This is a genomic window from Waterburya sp., assembly GCF_058530065.1.
On the sequence record NZ_JBZNBU010000033.1, the window covers coordinates 1 to 18866 of the forward strand.

The following is an 18866-nucleotide window of genomic DNA, read 5'->3' on the forward strand; positions in this document are numbered from 1 at the left end:
AGGAAATTCTAGCAATTTGGCATCAGATACACCAAGTTCCCGATTATTTTATTTATCTGGCTTATTTAGAAAATAAAGCGATCGGTACTTTTAGTTTATTGTTTATGCCCACTATGATGCACCGAGGTTTTCATAAAGCGGCGATTCTCGATTCAGTGGCAATAGCTAAAGACTATCGCGGACAAGGTTGGGGAACAACAATGATCCAAAAAGCTTTAAAGATTAGTGCTGCTGCTGGTTGTTATAAAGTTACTCTTTCCTCCAATCTTAGTCGCGATCGCGCCCACAAGTTTTATCAGTCTTTAGGTTTTAAGCAACATGGCTGGAGTTTCAGCTATCATTTTGAGGAAAATTATTAAGTGTAAGTTGATTTTGCGTGCCAACAATTCTCAATCCTAAAGTTACAACCAGACTCACCATATAAGCAATTAAAGATAGCCATAACAAATCCACATTGTGAAGCTTAACGGCAGCGATAACCAAGGGAATAAATACAATAATAAAAGCAATTAAAGAAGCATCCCGTAAAATAGCTCCTTGCTTCAAACCAATAAAATAACCCTCTAACATAAAAGCGATCGCCGTAAAAGAAAGTAGAGGTAACAACCAAATGGTATATTTCACTATTTCCTGGTTAATTTCGGCGTGGTTGGTTAGTAAAGAAAAAATAGTTTCGGGAAAGAAAATCGTACTCGAAGCAAAGCCTAAAGCGATCGCTACACTGGTAAAAATCGCGCTCGCCAGTAAAGGAAACATTTTTTGATATTCACCCTTACCTTTAAAATTACCAATTAAAGTTTGGGCAGTCATGCCTACTCCCTGTATGGTAAATTGACTCAACAGAGCAATCTGCAATAGTAAGCCATTTTTCGCTAACAAATTCGTTCCCATTCCCGCACTTACGTTGGTAAAAATCGAATAAGCAGAAATCAACGCCAAAAAACGCACTAGAATATTAAACTTGAGGCTAATTGCTCCTTGCAAAGATTGGCGATCGCTAATTTTCTGCCAAGCATGGGGAACATCTTGCCAATTGATACTCAAAGCTACTCCTAGCAAAGCTACGAATAAAGCTAGATACTGACTCCAAGCCGTTGCAATACCCGCTCCCGCACTTCCCCAATCCCAACGATAGATCGTTAAATAATCGAATAAAACATTTGAGCCGTTGGCAATCAGGGAAATTAACAAAACAAAGCCATTTTTTTCCCTACCCAGAAACCAACCAATTAAAACGTAGTTCAGCAGTACCGCAGGTGCGCCGTAAATCCTGGCATTAAAATATTCAACTCCCGAAGCCTCAATGGCAGGAGAACCAGCTAAAATAGCAAAACCTAATTTCTGAATTGGATATTGCAAGAGCAAAATAACACTAGCAATGGCGATCGCAATTAAGCCACTACGCAAACCAGCTAAGATAATTTCTTGACTGTTATCCTCCCCTACTGCTTGAGCAGTCATGGCATTAGTACTATTGCGTAAAAATTTTAAAACTCGATAAAGGTAATCAAATAAAATACTGGCTAAAATTACTCCTGCTAAAGGTTGTATCTCTTTGAGATGTCCTAAAAAAGCCGTATCGCACAAACCCGCCAAGGGCACCATCATATTAGACAGAATTCCGACGGCAGATAAACGGTAAAAACGGGGTAAAAAATCAAGCTTTTGTCTAGCTAGCCAAAGAGCCATATTGTTAAAATCGTGGCAATTTTTAATAAATTTTTATTTAACTGCCAATCATAACAACTTATTTTTTTCTTAACTTTAAGAACGCTATAAGGTTTGGTTATTTGTGTTTCTCACAATTTACCAGCGATCGCGCTCACAAGTTTTATCAATCTCTAGAAACAGGATTCAATCCTCTGGAATATGGCGAGCTGATCTAGGATTAAACTTGAAAGTGTTTAAAGACTAGACTCTTTGTCAATTAGATCGAAGGGAAAGCCTCGTTAAGTTGCTTTCCCTTTGGCGTTGCTAATCGGTTCATGCCATAATGATGACATTTCTGCTTGTGTCTTATCTCCATGTCTTTGAACAAACTCTTTGAATTGCTTCCAATCTGTAATTTTTGCTTGGATATGATGTGGACGATTTAAGCCAGGTTGGTAATCTTCTGTCTCTCTGAAGTCTATTTTATTCAGCAACGCCGTAATATTCCCCGTGCTAAACCACCATCGCCATCTTTTAACTTAGATATTGCTAGATTGAAGTATAAATACTACAAATCTTTATTAGCCAACACAAAAAGCAAATGAAATAACACATTTGCTTAGATCGTTTTATTCTGAGTTATTTAATAAAACCTAATAAGTATGGAAGTTCTAATAAATAATTAAAAAGCATTTTCAATATCACTAGCCAAACCTGCTTCCAATTCTTCAGCTAGAATAGCATCAAGGTCTAGTTCGATCGCAAGTTCTAAAGTAGTTTCGATTTGAGCGATTGTTGCTGTAGTCATATTTTTTTCTCCGTAATTTAGTTGAGTGAAATGTAATTGATATCTATTGTCGAAATAATTTGTTTGATAATTAACGGCAAGTTAACTATGAAGTTACTGCTGGGGAAAAGTCTTGCTTGAGTGGTTCTAAAATTGCCTGAAGTTGTTCGTCAGAAACATAGTCTCCTGGTGGGGGACTAAATAACATGAGGGCAGTTTCGTAACAAGCTCTCGCAATACGAGTTCTTTCACTAGCCTCAAGTTTGGCAATTAGGGATACGTTTTCATCTACATGACCCGCATCAGCACCAATGGCACTATGAACGCGCAGACATCTAGTAGCATTAACCCCAGAGGGTAATAATGCTTCCACTTTTTGGATATAGTCTAGTCCGACACCCAAAGATAAACGTTCCATAGTATGGGTATAGCCAACACTATCGATCGGATTTTTATCTCGAACGCTACGAGTAAAATAATCCATCATAGCCATCGCAGCAGAAGGTTTTAATGCCTCAACTACTGCATTAGCATCGTATCCCAGAGATTGAATGTCGAGTAATGCTAGTTTGTCATGACCAGTTTCCTCTTTCATTTTTTCTAAAGCCCAAGATTCTAAAAGAACATGACCATTAGCAGCAAAACCACGAGCAGCATCTTGTAATAACTGTGGGACAGGGTTAGTTAGATAATAGGCACTTGCCAGCCTCCATACCCAACGAGTCAGAGTGAGAGCGGGAGGTTTAGAATCGGATTGTACTGCAACTTTCGCTGCTGCGATAGCCGTATCTAAGAGCTTTTTAGTAGTGGCAAGACTGCCCGCACCATTCATGGGACGAGCAAAGGGATCTTCTGGAGACTGTGGTTGATACAACCAAGCCCGTTGTGAATTTGCTATTACTACTTTGCCTGGAGCTATTTGCGCCCATTCCAGCTTGTCCGAGTTTTCCAATGCCAACTGGATATTGCCGACTTGTCTATTTGCAGAACCTTTGTTAGCTTTATTTGCCATAAAATCAAAAACAAATTATCCAATATTTTTAGTAGCTTCTATCTTTTTATAGATGCAACTAGTATTTCAATTTTTTCGCTCTTAAAATTGAATAGATTAACAATAATAATTAATCTATTTATCGTTTGACAATCAATTTTAAACTAGAGCAAAAAGTTTTTTAAATTGCTTTAAGCTTATTTTTTCTCAATTTAGATATCATTTTTAATTGGAATAACAAAAAGCAATTTTATAAATAGCAAGTCGCTTTGAGTAACCAACTTGTTATTCATACAATAATTATTAAATGTGTCTTATCTAGATGACATCCGAAAAACTACGGATATTGAGAGTAAATAAGTGTTCAAAAGATAAAGACTCTAATCAACATGGTTTTCAGCCAAAAAATGTAATTTATTTAACCTAATGTTATTACTATTATGTTTATTATTTAAAAATAATTTATATTTATTATTGATTTAGATGAGTTTTGAATAAAATGTGCTTTTTTCAAATAGTTGATTGCAATTAAAAGCTAAATATATTAACAGATAAAGCTATTTTCCTAAGACAAAGTTGTTGGATTATTTTTAATAATTTACCAAGTTTTAAAGTGAAAAAAAACTGAAAATTCTAAAAAAAACTACCATTTATAAATTTGTTGCAATCAACAATCAAGCTTCAGTGCAATCACTTACTCTAGTTATTGCGATCGCTAAAAAAGCAAAAATATCCGCTCGAATTTCACCTCAAACTCAAATAATTTATCTACACAAGGAGAGCATAATAAGTTATCAAAGATAATATTTGCCTGGGGAAAAAATTGATATGCAACTATTAGATCGAGTTCGTTTGGGTTTGGCAGTGGGAGTAGCAAAAACAGCAACCACAATCGTGCGATCGCTTGGCTTGGGGGCTGCTTCAGTATTGCCAGGAGAAATATCTCGCCGTCTCCATCCTCGTTTGTTACCGTTACTATTCGAGCAAGTAGATCGAGGAGTAATTTTAGTAGTTGGGACAAATGGTAAAACTACAACTTCATTGCTGTTAAATCAAATCCTTAGCGACGCTGGGTTTTCAGTAGTTCATAATTCTAGCGGTGCTAATTTAATCAATGGTTTAGTTACTGCTTTACTCAACAGCACCAATCTGAAAGGACAGCTAGAAACCGATTATGCCATTTTAGAAGTGGATGAGAATATCTTGCCCCTACTTTTAAAAGACTGTCAGCCAAAATATATCTTGGCTTTAAATCTGTTTCGCGATCAATTAGATCGATATGGTGAAGTAGATACTATTGCCCAACGTTGGGCAAGTGCGATCGCTCCCTTACCAGAAACAACCACTATAGTCCTGAATGCCGACGATCCGACTCTGTCTCACTTAGGACAAAACCTCAAACAAAAAGTAATTTACTTTGGTTTAAACGAACCAGAATTATATTTAGAGGAAATTCCCCATGCCGTAGATTCAATTTACTGTCCCAGTTGCGGACACCTTTTAGATTATCAAGGGGTTTATCTTTCCCATTTAGGAGATTATCAATGTCCCAGTTGCGGTTTTGCTAAAAGTGAAACGGCTTTAGACAGTCAAGAATATCCCCAAATCCTGATTGGCGTTTATAACAAATACAATACTCTTGCTGCGGGCTTATTGGCAGAAGAAATAGGTCTGGGGCAATGCCATATTTTCCAAACCGTTAAAAATTTTAAAGCAGCTTTTGGACGGGCGGAAGAATTAGAGATAGATGGCAAGCAAGTACGCATTCTCCTCTCCAAAAACCCCGTAGGCATGAATGAAACTATTCGGGCGGTGAACAACATTAAAAAAACGGGGAAATCTCCGACAACTTTACTAGTACTAAACGATCGCATTCCCGATGGTACTGATGTATCGTGGATTTGGGATGTGGATACAGAAGAACTAGCTAAGCTGGGGGGCAACTTAATTGTCAGTGGCGATCGCACTTATGATATGGCTTTAAGAATGACCTATAGTTGCGAAACCATACCACCAGAAGCAACAAATTTTAATCTTATCGTTAAAGAAAACTTACAAGAGGCGATCGATACTGCCTTGAATCGAACCAATTCCACTGAAACCTTACATATAATTCCCACCTATTCTGCAATGTTGGAAGTTAGGGAGATTTTGGTAGGTAGAAAAATCTTGTAATTTAATAAAATGTCTAATTTCGTTAAGAATCATGGTAAAAAGCTGAAAAAAAAAATTGTGAAGTGCAGACGTAGTAAGCTGATAAAATTAAACTCGATTTTTAAATTAGATTTATAATTGCTCGAATCAACCAATATTTTTTTCCAGTAATTTAACTGTTAAGCATCAAGCCTCTTATGAATCATCGCCCACGTGTCTATCTCCTCCAGCCAAATATTTCAATGCTCGTATCATTCGCAGTATTGACGTTGGGTGGAATCGCCCCTGCTAAAGCTAATCCAAACAGCCCTATTTATTTGGCTCAAACTGTCCCCCCAACTCTGCCAGACGATCTAGATCGACCTCGTCAAGTTAACCCTTTACCACCTCTACCGTCTACATCTCCACCTCTGCCAGATCGTCGAACACCCAGAAACGTTCAACCTTTGCCGCCTATTGAAGACTTTTTGGAATCTCCTCCAAGTCAACTACCCGAAGCTGGAGATGCTGAATCTAACGTGGAATTTACCGTCAAACAGTTTGATTTTAAAGGCAATACGGTTTTAGACGAGGCAGAAGTTGAAGCAATTTTACAAGATTATCGCGATCGCCCCATCACTTTTGCCGATCTTTTAGAATTAGAAACCAAGCTGACTAGGCTTTATAACGAAAAAGGTTATATTAATTCCGCAGTAGTTATTCCCGAACAAAGCATCAGTGAAGGAATAGTTACCATTGAGGCGATTGAGGGACAGGTAGAAGAAATTAATGTTAGCGTTAATGGTCGTTTGAAAGAAGGTTATATTCGCTCTCGTTTGAGGAGAGGAACGAAAACCCCTCTAAATATTAACGAATTACAAGAATCGCTACAGTTATTACAACTCAATCCTTTAGTGGAAAACTTGAACGCAGAACTATCTGTAGGCTTGAGTCGCGATCGCTGGAAGTTAGATGTAGATGTCAATCAGGCTGACGCTTTCGATCCTGTTTTATTTGTTAATAACCACCGTACTCCTAGCGTTGGTACTTTTCAAAGAGGTTTGGAACTGAACCACAACAATGTTTTAGGGTTTGCCGATAGATTTAGTTTTGTTTACAAAAACACCGATGGTAGTAATGACTTCGATACTAGCTACAGCATTCCTTTCAACTCCTTAGACGGTACGATTGGTTTGCGCTACCGTTTTGTAGATAGTGAAATTATTGAAGATGAATTTGAAGATCTAGATATTGAATCGGAAACTAGCGAATTCGAGTTGACCTTAAGACAACCAATTTTGCTCAAAGCCGACTCCGAATCCACCCAAGAATTTGCCCTAGGCTTAGAATTCTCCCGTCAATCCAATTCCACCGAACTGGGAGGAGAACCCTTTCCCCTGTCTCCAGGATCGGGTACGGAAGGAGATGACATTGGTGAAACTAGAATTTCTGCCCTGCGTTTCTTCCAAGACTGGACGAAAAGAACCCGTAGAGATGTCTTAGCAGCGCGATCGCAACTTAGTGCGGGATTGGATATCTTCGATGCCACCGTCAACGAAGGCGCGCCCGATGGTAAGTTTGTCTCTTGGCGGGGTCAAGTACAGTGGTTGCGACAGCTACAGTCTAGCTCTAATATCAATCTTCTGTTGCGATCGGACATTCAACTATCTTCTGACGATCTCGTTCCTTTAGAACGATTTAGCTTGGGTGGGGTAGAAAGCGTGCGGGGTTACCGTCAAGATGCCCTCCTCAGCGACAGCGGTATCTTTGCTTCAGCGGAAGTGAGAATTCCTTTTTATCGCTGGGACAACAATCAAAGTAATCTTTCGGCAATTCCCTTTATCGATTTTGGCACTAGTTGGAGTAATTCCGAAGATCTCAATCAAGAGGAAGATACGGTGGCATCATTAGGAGTAGGATTGCAACTCAATCTTGATGATAGTCTGCGCGCCCGAATAGATTACGGTATTCCTATAGTAGATGTAGATGATAGTAACGATACCCTACAAGAAAATGGATTGTATTTATCTCTAGAATATTTTCCTTTCTAAGTCATTAAAACTAATATATTAGGTTTCATTCAAAACCATGAGTCGAAAATTAACAACTAAATTACTAAGAAATGGGGGAAATTGGCTCAAAAATAATTTGGGCTGGCTTAATATTGCCCCTCGGTGGAGTAAAACCACTGTTGGTTTTTTAATTTTAGTCAGTATCGGTATCTCAACAACAATTGCCATTCCTGGGATTTCTCAAGAAATTACTCCTGTCGAACCCATCAAGCTAGCTCAACAGGGTAAAGAATATTACGAAGCGGGACAACTAGATCTGGCGATCGAGACTTGGCAAAAAGCCACCCAAGCTTACCAGGCAGAAAATAACCCCAGTGGAGTTACCGAAAGCTACCTCAATACAGCAACTGCCCAACAAGCCCTAGGTCTTTATCCTCAATCTTGCGAAAGCATTTTGGGTGCATTTAACCTTTTAGAAAGAACTGACTGTGTAACCTTAATCGAACAGGCGCAAACCATCGAACCCCAGTTGGGAGGAATTGTACCCCTGACGCAAGAAGCAGAAAGTGCGCTGCTGCCAGATCTTTCGGGAATCGATCGATATCCCGATAGTCCCGATAAAGTAATTGGTTTGCTGCGTTTTGGGGATTATCTCCGCGAGAGTGGCTATCCCAGGGTAGCAAGTAAAGCTTTGAACTTAGGTTTGCTCAGTGCCGAAAAAACTAACAATCAAACTCAAAAAGCAGCTACTTTGCTTAGTTTGGGTAATGCGGAAAGGGCAGTCGCAATCGAAAAGCAAAACCAATTTCCCCCTCAAACTGTAATCATTAATACGATCGTTAACTCTGGAGGTACGGCAGAATCAGCATTAGAACCCTACCAAGAAGCATTATCATATTACGATCGAGCGATCGCAACCGCTCCTAATGAGTTAGACGGGATTAAAGCCGAACTCAACAGCTTGAGTTTGTTGTTAGATGTCCAAGAATTTTGGCAAGGTGCTATTTCTGATATCAATCAAAATTTCGATTTATTAGAAATTAGTGATGAAGATTTCCTCCAGCAAATTAAAGATGGGGTACAAAGTCTCGATCGCGAATTAAAAGCAGAACTATCCCCACAAATTGCTGCCAGAATCGATAGCATTCAACCAGAAGTTAGCAATTTTCCCCCAACTCGTGCGGGAATTTACGGGCGAATTAATTTTGCTAAGAGTTTAATTCGCGACAATCGCATCGATCGCAATACAGGAGAAATCTTAGCTGTGGCGATCGAACAAGCTCGTCAAATTAAGAACGTCACTGCTGAAGCAGAAGCTTTAGGTTACATGGGTTCTCTTTACGAACAACAGGAACGATATGCTGAAGCCCGTCGTCTTACGGAAGCTTCTTTGCAGTTAGCTTCCACTGCGGAATATCCTGAAATTGCCTATCGTTGGAACGCTCAATTGGGTAGAATTCTGGCGGTTCAAGGTAACCGCAATAATGCTTTGACTGCCTATGAAGCATCTTTTAATACTATTAAAGCTCTACGAAGCGATCTGGCTACTACCCCTGTTGAACCAATTTTCCGCGAATATATCAGCCTGCTGTTGGAAGAAGAACCAACTAAACCCCAGTTAGTTCAGGCTCGTAACGTTCTGGAGTCTTTGCAAATTGCTCAATTGGATAACTTCTTCCGCGATCCTTGTTCTCAGGTATCGGAAGATCCTGTAGTCATTGATGATGTAGATCCTAATGCAGCGGTAATCTATCCTATTTTGCTCCAAAATCGCATGGAAGTAATTCTAACTCTTCCAGGACAACCCCTGCGCCATTACACGACTCAAAACATCACTCAAGATAAAGTCGATAACACGATCAAACAACTCCGTCGTCGTTCTCTAACTAATCCAGGTTTTGCCGAAGCTATCCGCAGTACTCGTGGTAGCGATGATGCCAATGCAGACAGCGAAGTTAATGAGATTAAAAAAACCCAAGAAGAATCTTTACAGCAAGATATCTTACCTCTAGCTTCCGAGCTTTATAGTTGGTTGATCGAACCTGCGGAACAAGAATTAGAACAAAGTGGGGTTAAAACTTTAGTTTTTGTCTTGGATGGTTCTTTGCGTAATATACCCATGTCGGTACTTTACGATCGCAAAAAAGAAGAATTTCTGATCCAAAAAGACTACGATATTGCTTTGAGTTCGGGACTTCAATTAACCGCGCCTCAACCTTTAAACAGACAGCCGATTAAAGTGTTAGCAGCGGGTGTTACCAGAGACTTTCCTGAATATCGTTTCCCACCCATCCCCAAAGTGGAAGATGAGTTGAAAACCATTAAGGATATTTTTGGCGAGTCAGAAATTTTACTTAACCAAGACTTCACTAAAACTAGCTTGCAACAGAAACTACAAGAATCAGATTTTCCTGTAGTTCACTTAGCAACTCACGGTCAATTTGGCTCGACTTCCGACCAGACTTTTATCTTGAGTGGTGCGGAAGAAGGTAATCCCCTCATTAACGTCAATCAATTTGATAGTCTATTGCGGGCGGGTAGTTTGAGACGCTCTCAGCCAATCGAATTGTTAGTCTTGAGTGCTTGTAACACCGCCCAAGGAGACAACGAAGCAATCCTCGGTTTGGCAGGGGTAGCAGTGCGTGCGGGGGCGCGCAGTACTATTGCCACTCTTTGGGGAGCTAATGATGAAGCTACCGCTAATTTGATGGGTAAGTTTTATAACAATCTTGATGCCGATGCGGAGATTAGTAAAGCAGCAGCTTTGCGTCAAGCACAATTAGAACTTTTGGCAGAAGAAGATTCTCAATATCGCCATCCTTATTATTGGGCTCCTTTTGTCTTAATTGGAAACTGGCTGTAATCAGAGTTTGAACAGTTGAAATAGTTTAAGCGATCGCTTTAATCTTCAAGGCGATCGCTTTTTTATCGACTATCCTCTGGGAATTTTTGAGGCTGTCAACCTTGAGAATTATCTTCAAGATACAATAAGACTTCTATCTATAATCGAGCAATGCTTATGTCAGTAGAAATAATTATTCCCATTGCTGCCGTAATTGTCATATTTCTCGTACTTGCGTGGTTATTAAAAGTAATCAAAGCCAGTATCAAGACTATGCTAATTATTGCAGCGATCTTTATTGTCTTGCAAATCGCCTTTGGTATTAATTCCCAGGAATTTTTACAAGAAATCGTCCGAACAATCGAACGTTTGCTATAAACAAGTCGTTAATTACATCTAGAGCGGTTTTTGGTTGCAGAAGTTAAGCTAGACATTTCATTACTTATACTGCGATCGTGATATGTCCTCTGAAAAATCTAACGAACGCCAAAATAGCTCCAAAACTAATCCCAAGCTAAAAACTAGTATCGTTCACAAACCTTTTGCTACGGGAACGATCAATATTTTTAATCCCTACAGAAAAAAAGGAGAAGATAAAGGCAGTAAAGAAGCTAAAGCCAGTAAATTAAGTCCTCCTAAACTATTTTTAAATGCAGAATTAGAACAAGATTTCGAGCAACGCAAAGCAGAATTAGAATTAAGGGAATTAGAATTAGAGCCAGATGAAATAGAATACCGAGAAAACAATTGGCTCGATAGTTTATTAAGCCCTTGGGGTATTAGTGCGATCGCCATGCTATTATCGGTCAACCTAATCTCGGCAGGATTTCTTTGGCGGAATACCCGCAACCGAGTTGAAATTGCCGAAAATCAATCCCCTGTAGCTACCGTGGGTAATCGAGATTTTGGCGATCGCGAGTTTATGCCTCTCAATCTCAGTACTTTAGGGGCGATCGAGATTGTCGAAGAAGAAGAACTAGACTCAACTCCAGAGCTTTCTCCCATAGCTCCCGCCCTCGCTCCCATCGCCAATATTGCCAGTTTATCTTCTTTCAATACTCCCTATCATTATGTTCTAACTGAATACACGGGGGAGGCATCCCTTGGGTTGGCTCAAAAACAAGTCAAGCAAGTCTCTTTAGTCAACTTCCCTCAAGGAGTCTTTATTTACTTAGGAGCTTTTAAAAATCGGGAGGATGCCGAGCAATTTGTCTCCCAACTAGAGAAAAATAGCCTATCGGCTCATGTTTATCCTTTAGATTGAGAGAGAGGAATAGGTGATACTAAATCCGATTACCAAAGTATGTTTCAAGTTTGAGGGTATGAATTAAGCTTAAATCCTTCTGCCCTCTGCCTTCTGCCCTCTGCCTTCACCTCGCTTTTAAATATAGTTTCCAAATCGGATTTAGTATGACGGGGAGACGGGGTGACTATTAAACGCTCTACGATTACTCCTTTTCCCTTTACCCCTTTCCCTTTCCCCTGACTTTTGCAAAAAGTCTAGTTTTTGTCTGACTTCGGTTCGACTCCCTTATCTAATTGCCAAGCGATCGCATTTAAAACTAAATTGCCATTACCCGTACAGGTTTCTTGAAATTCTTCCTGAGCAGCAACTACCGAGCCTAATTTTTCGATGGTTTTGCCGTATTTTTTATCTTTAGCTAATTCTTTTTCTTCCGCAGTTAGAGGGCGCGATCGCTCTAAGACTACTTTGATAATTGGGATATATTGCTCTGCTTGTTCCGATGCTTCCTGGACTTCAATTTGTAGCTTAGTTAATTGAATAATTTCTTTTGCTCCCTGGACGATGGGTAACAATTCCTGATTTTCTGGCACTGCTTTCTGGGATTTCACTTGAGGACTATCTGATGGTACATAAAAAATATGATCTTGAGTCAAACCGTCAGGAAAACTATTGACATCAATTTCTTCTTTTTCCCACATTTCTTGGACTATTTCCAGTGCTTTAGCGCGGTTTTTTTTAGTATCTCCCCCTGTGCTGGATACTTCTACTAGAATACCTTCTTGTTCTGTTGCTGGCTTGGAAAGATCGCTCACCGCTACAAAATGAGAAACTGCTGAAGTTTTTACCATTTGGAAAAAAATTTAAGATTTTCAATATTATTGTACTACTTATAGGTTTTTGAAAGTTATGTCTTGGAGAAGATTTTGCCTATTTTTGTACTATATATAATTTGACTGTTTAAATTTTTGTTGTTATAATGTAGCTCAATCAACTCCAAACTGGGCGAGTATACTAAAAACAGATTTACAGTCTGTGTAGTGGCTAGGGCGCGAAGGAAATCGATTGGAGCTACAACGAACACGATTTTTAACGGAGTCTAATAGTCTCGACATAGAATAAATATTGAATTCTCAGAGATTTGTCAGTAATTTTATTTTTTAAATAGTTGCTGCGATCGCACTGGAGTACAAATTTAAGATGAACGGTAAGTTAAAACTTTGGCTGGCAGTTGCAGTTGGCGAAATTGTTCTTTCTTTATTCTTGATTGCCATAGCACCGACTTTTCTCAATTCTAAAAAACCTTTGTTTGGTTTTCTGATTTGGTTTGCCGTACCTACGGTAATTGGTAGTTCTAGTATCTATGCAATCGGCAAGTTTACCGCAGCCCAGAAATCTCGCCAGATTTTTATTGCTGCTTTTCCCGAATACTCTTACTTAACCACAGCCGATTTTTTAGGCTTATCTCCCGATTGGGTAGCATCTCAAGTTAGTTTGCTCTCATCGATCCGCGATACTGCTGCGATCGAAGAATTCAATATTTCTCTGTTCGAGATTTTAGAGCAGACAAAAGATGAAAAACACTAAATTATCTAAATTAATTTCCCTACTAGGTTTATCAGTTTTAGCTTCGGGAATTACTGGCTGCGGTGCTATTCCTGGTACTAACGTAGTCACTGTCGAGCCTGGTTTTGCAGGATTGAAAATCAGACTTTATGGAGGAGAAAAAGGAATTGATAACGCCCAACTAGTTTCAGGACGAGTTTGGTTTAATGGCTACACCGAAGATGTAGTAGTCTTTCCTACCTATATTAATACCTATCCTTTTACTCAATCATCTACAGAAGGATCGCCCAACGACGAATCAGTTGTCTTTTCCGTTAGCGGTAGTCCTGTTTCGGCAGATGTCGGTGTTTCCTTTGGCTTTACTACCGAACAAGTAGCTCAGAAAACTGGCACAAAATTACATCATTTTTATAAAAAATATCGCAAAACCCCCGATGCTTTCCGCGCTAACGAGTTAAGAAATGGTTTGCGTAACTGTTTTTCTTCTGTGGCAGAGAATCAACAACTTACTCCCTCAATGCTGCCTTACAACCAGCAAAAATTAGTTACGGGAGTCACAGAATGTACTCAAAAGCGTTTTCCTTCGATTGTGATTCAAGATGTAGCTTTACTATCTCCCCTGCGCCTTCCTCCAGATATTCAAAGGAGTATTGACGAACAATTTGCCGCCCAACAAGCTGCTAAAACTGCCGAAGCCAATCGTCGTAAAGTAGAAGCAGAAGCTGCTGCTAATATCGCTAGAGCTAAAGGAGAAGCGGAAATTACTATCGAACAAGCTAGAGCCGAAGCGGAAGCCAATCGTCTGCGAGCCACTTCAATTACACCCGAATTATTAGAGTTAGAGAAACTTCAGATCGAAAGAGCCAGGATTTCTAAATGGAATGGTAACGAGCCTAATACTGTAATTCAAGCTCCTAACGTGCAGATTGGTGGTAGAAGGAGTGAGTAATGAGTAGTGTAGAGACGTTCCATGGAACGTCAGTACGAGTAATGAGTACTGGATTTAGATTTGATAGGCGAAAATTGATAATTAATCATCGTCTTACTATCTTCTAAAGTGAAGCAATATTTTAATCGACGAAAATTTATTACTGTCGCCGTTATTGGTTTTATTATCATTAGTTTGGCGATCGCACCCATAAAATTAGCGATCGCTCTAAAAACAAACCCCAAACCTCAAGCTATTTTGACTTTAGGTGGAGGACATCAAAGAGAGGTATTTACTGCCGAATTTGCTAGTTTACATCCCGATTTACCTATTTGGGTGTCCACTGGAAGTAAGGAAAATAGGGCGAGAGAAATCTTTCATCAGGGGGGAGTCGATAATCGTCGACTTTATATCGATCGCCGTGCTACAGATACCGTGACTAACTTTACAACCCTAGTTAATGATTTTAACCAGCAGAAGATTCGACATATATATCTAATTACCGATGATTTTCACCTTCCCAGAGCTAAAGCGATCGCTTTTTGGGTATTGGGTAGTAGAGGTATTGCTTATACTGGGGTTGCTCGAACTACCGCCCGACCTTTAGAACCTAAATGGAAAATTGTTCGGGATATTTTGCGGTCTACATTCTGGATTTTTACCAAACATACAGGAGCTAGTTTAAATCGGAAAACGGGGGGTGGTTTTCTTTGTCGCAATGGGTCTTATTGTTAAATTTAACTTGAGTTCGGGATAAGAGAATTGCTCAAAAAGAATAGTTTTTAGTTTTTAGTTTTTGGTTCTTAGTTTTCAGAGGGCAGTAATGCCCGTAGTTTACCGCAACTAATGCTCGTGTCTGAAGACTCTTATTCCACGCCCGCCCGAAGGATTTTTAATCACTGTTTGTAATACAAATAAGCTTTAACTAATAACTAGTAACTAGTGACTAATAGCTAGATCGATAGCCAGTAGCTTAACCCGAACTGAGGTTAAATTTAGTCAGCTACTTATGTTGAGATTTAATACCTGCTATTCTATTTAGACGGAATGGCAATGAGTAAATCTTTTTTATGGCTAATTTTTTACTAGAAGTAGGTACAGAGGAACTACCCGCAGATTTTGTAAGCAGTGCGATCGCGCAGTGGAAAACAAAAGTCCCCGCTAGTTTATCTGAAGAATTTTTAAATCCCGCTAACATCGAATATTATGGGACTCCTCGCCGTTTAGCCATATTAATTAAAGATATTCCCGAACAGCAGTCAGACCGCGAAGAAGAAATCAAAGGACCGCCCGTCAGGGCTGCATTCAAAGACGGTCAACCCACTAAAGCTGCTGAGGGTTTTGTCCGCAAGCAGGGAGTCAGTTTAGCAGATATTGAGATTCGCGATACTCCCAAGGGGGAGTTTGTCTTTATCCAAAAACAAATTAAAGGACGCAGCACCAAAGAGATTTTACAAGAATTATGTCCTCAATGGATTACTGGCTTGGAAGGTAAGCGGTTTATGCGTTGGGGAGATGGAGATTTACGCTTTCCCCGTCCTATTCGTTGGCTGGTAACTTTATGGGATAGTGAAGTCTTACCTTTAGAATTGGTTAACGGATCGGAGACTATCAAAAGCGATCGCATTTCTCGCGGACATCGAGTATTGCATCCACAAGATATTACCCTTGCTAGAGCTAACGATTATGTGGAAACTATGAGATCGGCAGGGGTAGAAGTAGAATCTACAGCTAGAAAAGAAAAGATAGTTGCCGATATTCAGGCTGAAGCCGATAAATTGGGCGGTCAAGCCGAAATATATCCCGATTTACTCGAAGAGGTCATCGATCTAGTAGAATATCCTACTGCCGTAACTGGTAAATTTGAAGAGGAATTTTTAAAATTACCTACGGAAGTAATTACTACGGTGATGGTCAGTCACCAACGCTATTTCCCCGTACACCAGAAAGATGGCAACAATACCTTACTGCCCAACTTTATCACTATTTCTAACGGTGACCCCAGTAAAAAGGATGTCATTGCGGAAGGAAATGGTCGAGTAATTCGCGCCAGACTGGCAGACGCACAGTTTTTCTACCAAGCAGATTGCGACGAGCATCTAGATACTTATATTCCTCAATTAGAAACCGTTACCTTCCAGGAAGAATTAGGTACGATGCGAGATAAAGTTGATCGCATCATCGATACGGCTAAAATCATTGGCGAGCAACTAGGAGTGAGCGAAGCAGAGAATAACGAAATTGAAAGTACGGCTCTATTGTGTAAAGCCGATCTAGTAACTCAAATGGTTTATGAATTTCCCGAATTACAGGGAGTTATGGGGGAAAAATACGCAGTGGTTAGTGGCGAGTCGCCTACCGTAGCCAAAGGGATTTTCGAGCATTATTTACCTAGAAATGCCGACGATAGACTGCCTAATACCCTCAACGGTAGAGTCGTAGGCATAGCAGATCGCTTGGATACTTTAGTCGGAATTTTTGGTATTGGCATGATTCCTAGCGGATCTTCCGATCCTTTTGCTTTACGTCGCGCTGCTAATGCCATAATTAACATTACTTGGGACGCAGATCTGGAGATCGATTTAGACGATCTATTAGTTCAAACTTGCGCTGATTTTGTTTCCGCCCATTCCGACAAAGAATCCCCTCTCCCATTATTGCGAGAGTTCTTTTTACAAAGAATTAAAACCTTGTTGCAAGACGAAGAAAATATTGACTACGATTTGGTCAATGCTATTTTGGGGGATGGAGATGCCGAATATACCGAGCGTGCTTTAAAAGATTTATTAGATGCAAGCGATCGCGCTTTATTTCTCCAAGAAATTCGTAATAACGGTCAATTAAACGCCATTTACGAAACTATTAATCGTTCTGCACGTTTGGCAACTAAAGGGGATTTAGACACTGCTGCTTTAGATCCAAAAGAATATGTGAATCCCGATTTATTCGAGCAAGATTCCGAACGGGAATTTTATCATGCTTTGGTGGAATTATTACCTCAAACTGAAGCATCTCAAGAAGAAAGAAACTATCAATTATTAGTAGACGAACTGACTAAAATTGCTCCAGTAGTCAGTAATTTTTTTGATGGAGAAAATAGCGTTTTGGTCATGGCAGAAAATCCCGATGTCAAACGTAACCGTTTAAATCTTCTAGGTTTATTACGCAATCACGCCAGAGTCTTGGCTGATTTTGGCGCAATTGTAAGAGACTGTTCGTCAACTTAGATCAAGAAGAGGATTAAGCTTTTCTTTTTCGCCGATTATCAGTCATTGGATGTAAAAATCGATAGATGAAAATTTTAATTGTTGAAGACGAACGAGAAATTGCAGAAATTATTAGAGAATCTCTGGAAGTCGAGGGATTTTCTTGTCGTGTATGCCATGATGGTTATTCTGCCCTCAGACTCTACAGCGATTGTCAACCAGATTTAGTGATTCTCGATTTAAGATTGCCTGGCATAGATGGGTTAGAGGTATGTACCCAAATTCGTGCCAAGCCAGTAGCCAACGATCCTTATATTTTGATGCTGACTTCCAGGGGGGAAGAAATCGATCGCATTATTGGTTTGTCTACAGGGGCAGATGATTATTATGTAAAACCCTTTAGCCCCAGGGAATTAGTAGCTAGAGTGCGAGCTTTATTGCGCCGTCGAATGCGCGAAGGCGATCGCTCTCAACTAATACGAACCAAATCTTTTACTATCGATCTAGAGCAACATTCCATTACTCGTCATTTAGAAGCAGAATCGGCAAAACACCTGGATTTATCCTCTTCGGAATTTAAGTTGATGGCATTATTCGTCAAGCATCCTGGTAGAGTCTGGGAAAGAAGCCAACTAATTGAAAAGCTTTGGGGGGATGATTTCTTTGGGGAAGAGAGAGTTATCGATACCCATATTGCCAGATTGCGGAAAAAAGTCGAACCTGCTGGTAGTAAACCAAAATTTATTCAAACTGTTGTGGGAGTGGGTTATAAGTTTGAAGACTCCTAATTAACCTATAACCCATAACAACTTTCTTTATAGAATTTAGCCAATTAAATTGGTAATTAAAATTTTGCAACCGAGAAAAATAAGAATAATTCCACCAACAATTTCCAGTTTAATTTTGCAAAGACTTCCCCATTTGTGACCGAGGTAAACACTAATCAAACACAACCAAAAAGTAATCATAGCGATCGCCCCTGCTGCGGACAAGATAGAAGCCTTTAATACAGAAAGACTCAAGCCCACTGCTAGAGCATCAATACTAGTAGCAATTGCTAGTCCCAGTAAGGTGTAATTATCAAGTGGATTAAATTTGGTTTCTGTTTCTGGTTGAATAGTTTCATGAATCATTTTTGCACCGATAATTATTAATAAACTAAAAGCAATCCAATGATTTAGCTGCGTAAATAATTCTCGAAAAGATAAACCAGTAGACCAGCCAATAAGGGGCATAATTCCCTGAAAGATACCAAAAGTCAAAGCAATTTTTAATGCTTTGTTTAACTTTATATGTTTAATAACTAAACCACTACTCAGAGAAACAGCACAGGCATCCGCAGCCAAACCAATCCCCATTAAAGAAATATTTACTAACTCCATCAGTTATTTGATATTTATTTTTTTAAAATATTTTTTATTACTATAACTAATTTTCATAATTTTGAATTATCATATTTCAATCATGTTTTTATCATTTTTAATTCATAATTTTTAAACATAAACAAG

At 39.4% G+C, this 18866-nt stretch carries 17 protein-coding genes; 11 read left to right on the plus strand and 6 right to left on the minus strand.

Features of this window, described 5'->3' with window-relative positions; all coding sequences use genetic code 11:
* Positions 1-359 (plus strand): GNAT family N-acetyltransferase (locus AC33VI_RS02245; protein ID WP_491780644.1); only part of this gene is annotated, 359 nt, incomplete at its 5' end.
* On the opposite strand, the gene gntT is transcribed toward AC33VI_RS02245, so the two are convergent.
* From gntT to AC33VI_RS02265, 4 genes are all read right to left on the minus strand, one after another.
* Positions 331-1689 carry a guanitoxin biosynthesis MATE family efflux transporter GntT gene (gntT, locus tag AC33VI_RS02250; RefSeq protein ID WP_491780645.1) on the minus strand — a complete coding sequence of 453 codons (1359 nt, stop codon included), beginning with the start codon at positions 1687-1689 and terminating at the stop codon, positions 331-333. The genes AC33VI_RS02245 and gntT overlap by 29 nt on opposite strands.
* 260 nt (positions 1690-1949) lie before the next feature.
* Positions 1950-2144 (minus strand): hypothetical protein, encoded by a 195-nt coding sequence (locus AC33VI_RS02255; protein ID WP_491780646.1) that lies wholly within the window; start codon positions 2142-2144, stop codon positions 1950-1952.
* A gap of 188 nt (positions 2145-2332) precedes the next feature.
* Positions 2333-2458 (minus strand): hypothetical protein, encoded by a 126-nt coding sequence (locus tag AC33VI_RS02260; RefSeq protein WP_491780647.1) that lies wholly within the window; start codon positions 2456-2458, stop codon positions 2333-2335.
* A gap of 85 nt (positions 2459-2543) precedes the next feature.
* Positions 2544-3449, minus strand: coding sequence for a hypothetical protein (locus AC33VI_RS02265; RefSeq protein WP_491780648.1), 906 nt, complete (start codon positions 3447-3449; stop codon positions 2544-2546).
* 807 nt (positions 3450-4256) lie between these two features.
* Here AC33VI_RS02265 and AC33VI_RS02270 point away from each other — a divergent pair.
* From AC33VI_RS02270 to AC33VI_RS02290, 5 genes are all read left to right on the plus strand, one after another.
* Positions 4257-5603, plus strand: a complete 1347-nt coding sequence (locus AC33VI_RS02270) for a Mur ligase family protein (RefSeq protein WP_491780649.1) — start codon at positions 4257-4259, stop codon at positions 5601-5603.
* 221 nt (positions 5604-5824) lie between these two features.
* A complete protein-coding gene (locus AC33VI_RS02275; protein WP_491780650.1) occupies positions 5825-7612 on the plus strand; it encodes a ShlB/FhaC/HecB family hemolysin secretion/activation protein in 1788 nt (595 codons plus the stop codon).
* A gap of 37 nt (positions 7613-7649) precedes the next feature.
* The gene (locus AC33VI_RS02280; RefSeq protein ID WP_491780651.1) at positions 7650-10436 is read left to right on the plus strand and encodes a CHAT domain-containing protein; all 2787 of its coding nucleotides are present in this window, start codon (positions 7650-7652) and stop codon (positions 10434-10436) included.
* A 156-nt stretch (positions 10437-10592) separates the two neighbouring features.
* Positions 10593-10793 carry a hypothetical protein gene (locus AC33VI_RS02285; protein WP_491780652.1) on the plus strand — a complete coding sequence of 67 codons (201 nt, stop codon included), beginning with the start codon at positions 10593-10595 and terminating at the stop codon, positions 10791-10793.
* Positions 10794-10875: 82 nt separating this feature from the next.
* Entirely contained in the window at positions 10876-11679 is an 804-nt protein-coding gene (locus AC33VI_RS02290) for an SPOR domain-containing protein (protein WP_491780653.1), read from the plus strand.
* A 236-nt stretch (positions 11680-11915) separates the two neighbouring features.
* Here the strand turns inward: AC33VI_RS02290 and AC33VI_RS02295 are convergent, their stop codons facing one another.
* On the minus strand, positions 11916-12509 hold the full coding sequence (locus AC33VI_RS02295) for a hypothetical protein (protein WP_491780654.1): 594 nt from the start codon (positions 12507-12509) through the stop codon (positions 11916-11918).
* A 349-nt stretch (positions 12510-12858) separates the two neighbouring features.
* Here AC33VI_RS02295 and AC33VI_RS02300 point away from each other — a divergent pair, with 349 nt between their 5' ends.
* The 5 genes from AC33VI_RS02300 to AC33VI_RS02320 all read left to right on the plus strand — a co-directional run bounded on the left by AC33VI_RS02300 (position 12859) and on the right by AC33VI_RS02320 (position 18146).
* Positions 12859-13245: a hypothetical protein gene (locus AC33VI_RS02300; RefSeq protein WP_491780655.1), complete on the plus strand. Its 387-nt coding sequence runs from the start codon at positions 12859-12861 to the stop codon at positions 13243-13245.
* Positions 13232-14173, plus strand: coding sequence for an SPFH domain-containing protein (locus AC33VI_RS02305; RefSeq protein ID WP_491780656.1), 942 nt, complete (start codon positions 13232-13234; stop codon positions 14171-14173). Before AC33VI_RS02300 ends, AC33VI_RS02305 begins: the two co-directional genes overlap by 14 nt.
* A 108-nt stretch (positions 14174-14281) precedes the next feature.
* Entirely contained in the window at positions 14282-14887 is a 606-nt protein-coding gene (locus AC33VI_RS02310; RefSeq protein ID WP_491780657.1) for a YdcF family protein, read from the plus strand.
* A gap of 335 nt (positions 14888-15222) precedes the next feature.
* Positions 15223-17379: a glycine--tRNA ligase subunit beta gene (glyS, locus tag AC33VI_RS02315; protein ID WP_491780658.1), complete on the plus strand. Its 2157-nt coding sequence runs from the start codon at positions 15223-15225 to the stop codon at positions 17377-17379.
* A 65-nt stretch (positions 17380-17444) separates the two neighbouring features.
* The gene (locus AC33VI_RS02320; RefSeq protein ID WP_491780659.1) at positions 17445-18146 is read left to right on the plus strand and encodes a winged helix-turn-helix domain-containing protein; all 702 of its coding nucleotides are present in this window, start codon (positions 17445-17447) and stop codon (positions 18144-18146) included.
* Between the two features lie 36 nt (positions 18147-18182).
* Here AC33VI_RS02320 and AC33VI_RS02325 read toward each other — a convergent pair whose 3' ends face one another.
* Positions 18183-18740, minus strand: coding sequence for a manganese efflux pump MntP (locus AC33VI_RS02325; protein ID WP_491780660.1), 558 nt, complete (start codon positions 18738-18740; stop codon positions 18183-18185).
* Between the last annotated feature and the right edge of the window lie 126 nt (positions 18741-18866).

Excerpts from the sequence above, each read along its gene's own strand:
- gntT (WP_491780645.1), bottom strand. The coding sequence starts at position 1,689 with ATGGCTCTTTGGCTAGCTAGACAAAAGCTTGATTTTTTACCCCGTTTT.
- AC33VI_RS02325 (WP_491780660.1), bottom strand. The coding sequence starts at position 18,740 with ATGGAGTTAGTAAATATTTCTTTAATGGGGATTGGTTTGGCTGCGGAT.
- AC33VI_RS02300 (WP_491780655.1), top strand. The coding sequence starts at position 12,859 with ATGAACGGTAAGTTAAAACTTTGGCTGGCAGTTGCAGTTGGCGAAATT.
- AC33VI_RS02290 (WP_491780653.1), top strand. The coding sequence starts at position 10,876 with ATGTCCTCTGAAAAATCTAACGAACGCCAAAATAGCTCCAAAACTAAT.
- AC33VI_RS02295 (WP_491780654.1), bottom strand. The coding sequence starts at position 12,509 with ATGGTAAAAACTTCAGCAGTTTCTCATTTTGTAGCGGTGAGCGATCTT.
- AC33VI_RS02280 (WP_491780651.1), top strand. The coding sequence starts at position 7,650 with ATGAGTCGAAAATTAACAACTAAATTACTAAGAAATGGGGGAAATTGG.
- AC33VI_RS02285 (WP_491780652.1), top strand. The coding sequence starts at position 10,593 with ATGTCAGTAGAAATAATTATTCCCATTGCTGCCGTAATTGTCATATTT.
- AC33VI_RS02265 (WP_491780648.1), bottom strand. The coding sequence starts at position 3,449 with ATGGCAAATAAAGCTAACAAAGGTTCTGCAAATAGACAAGTCGGCAAT.
- AC33VI_RS02275 (WP_491780650.1), top strand. The coding sequence starts at position 5,825 with ATGCTCGTATCATTCGCAGTATTGACGTTGGGTGGAATCGCCCCTGCT.
- AC33VI_RS02270 (WP_491780649.1), top strand. The coding sequence starts at position 4,257 with ATGCAACTATTAGATCGAGTTCGTTTGGGTTTGGCAGTGGGAGTAGCA.
- AC33VI_RS02320 (WP_491780659.1), top strand. The coding sequence starts at position 17,445 with ATGAAAATTTTAATTGTTGAAGACGAACGAGAAATTGCAGAAATTATT.
- AC33VI_RS02260 (WP_491780647.1), bottom strand. The coding sequence starts at position 2,458 with ATGACTACAGCAACAATCGCTCAAATCGAAACTACTTTAGAACTTGCG.
- glyS (WP_491780658.1), top strand. The coding sequence starts at position 15,223 with ATGGCTAATTTTTTACTAGAAGTAGGTACAGAGGAACTACCCGCAGAT.
- AC33VI_RS02305 (WP_491780656.1), top strand. The coding sequence starts at position 13,232 with ATGAAAAACACTAAATTATCTAAATTAATTTCCCTACTAGGTTTATCA.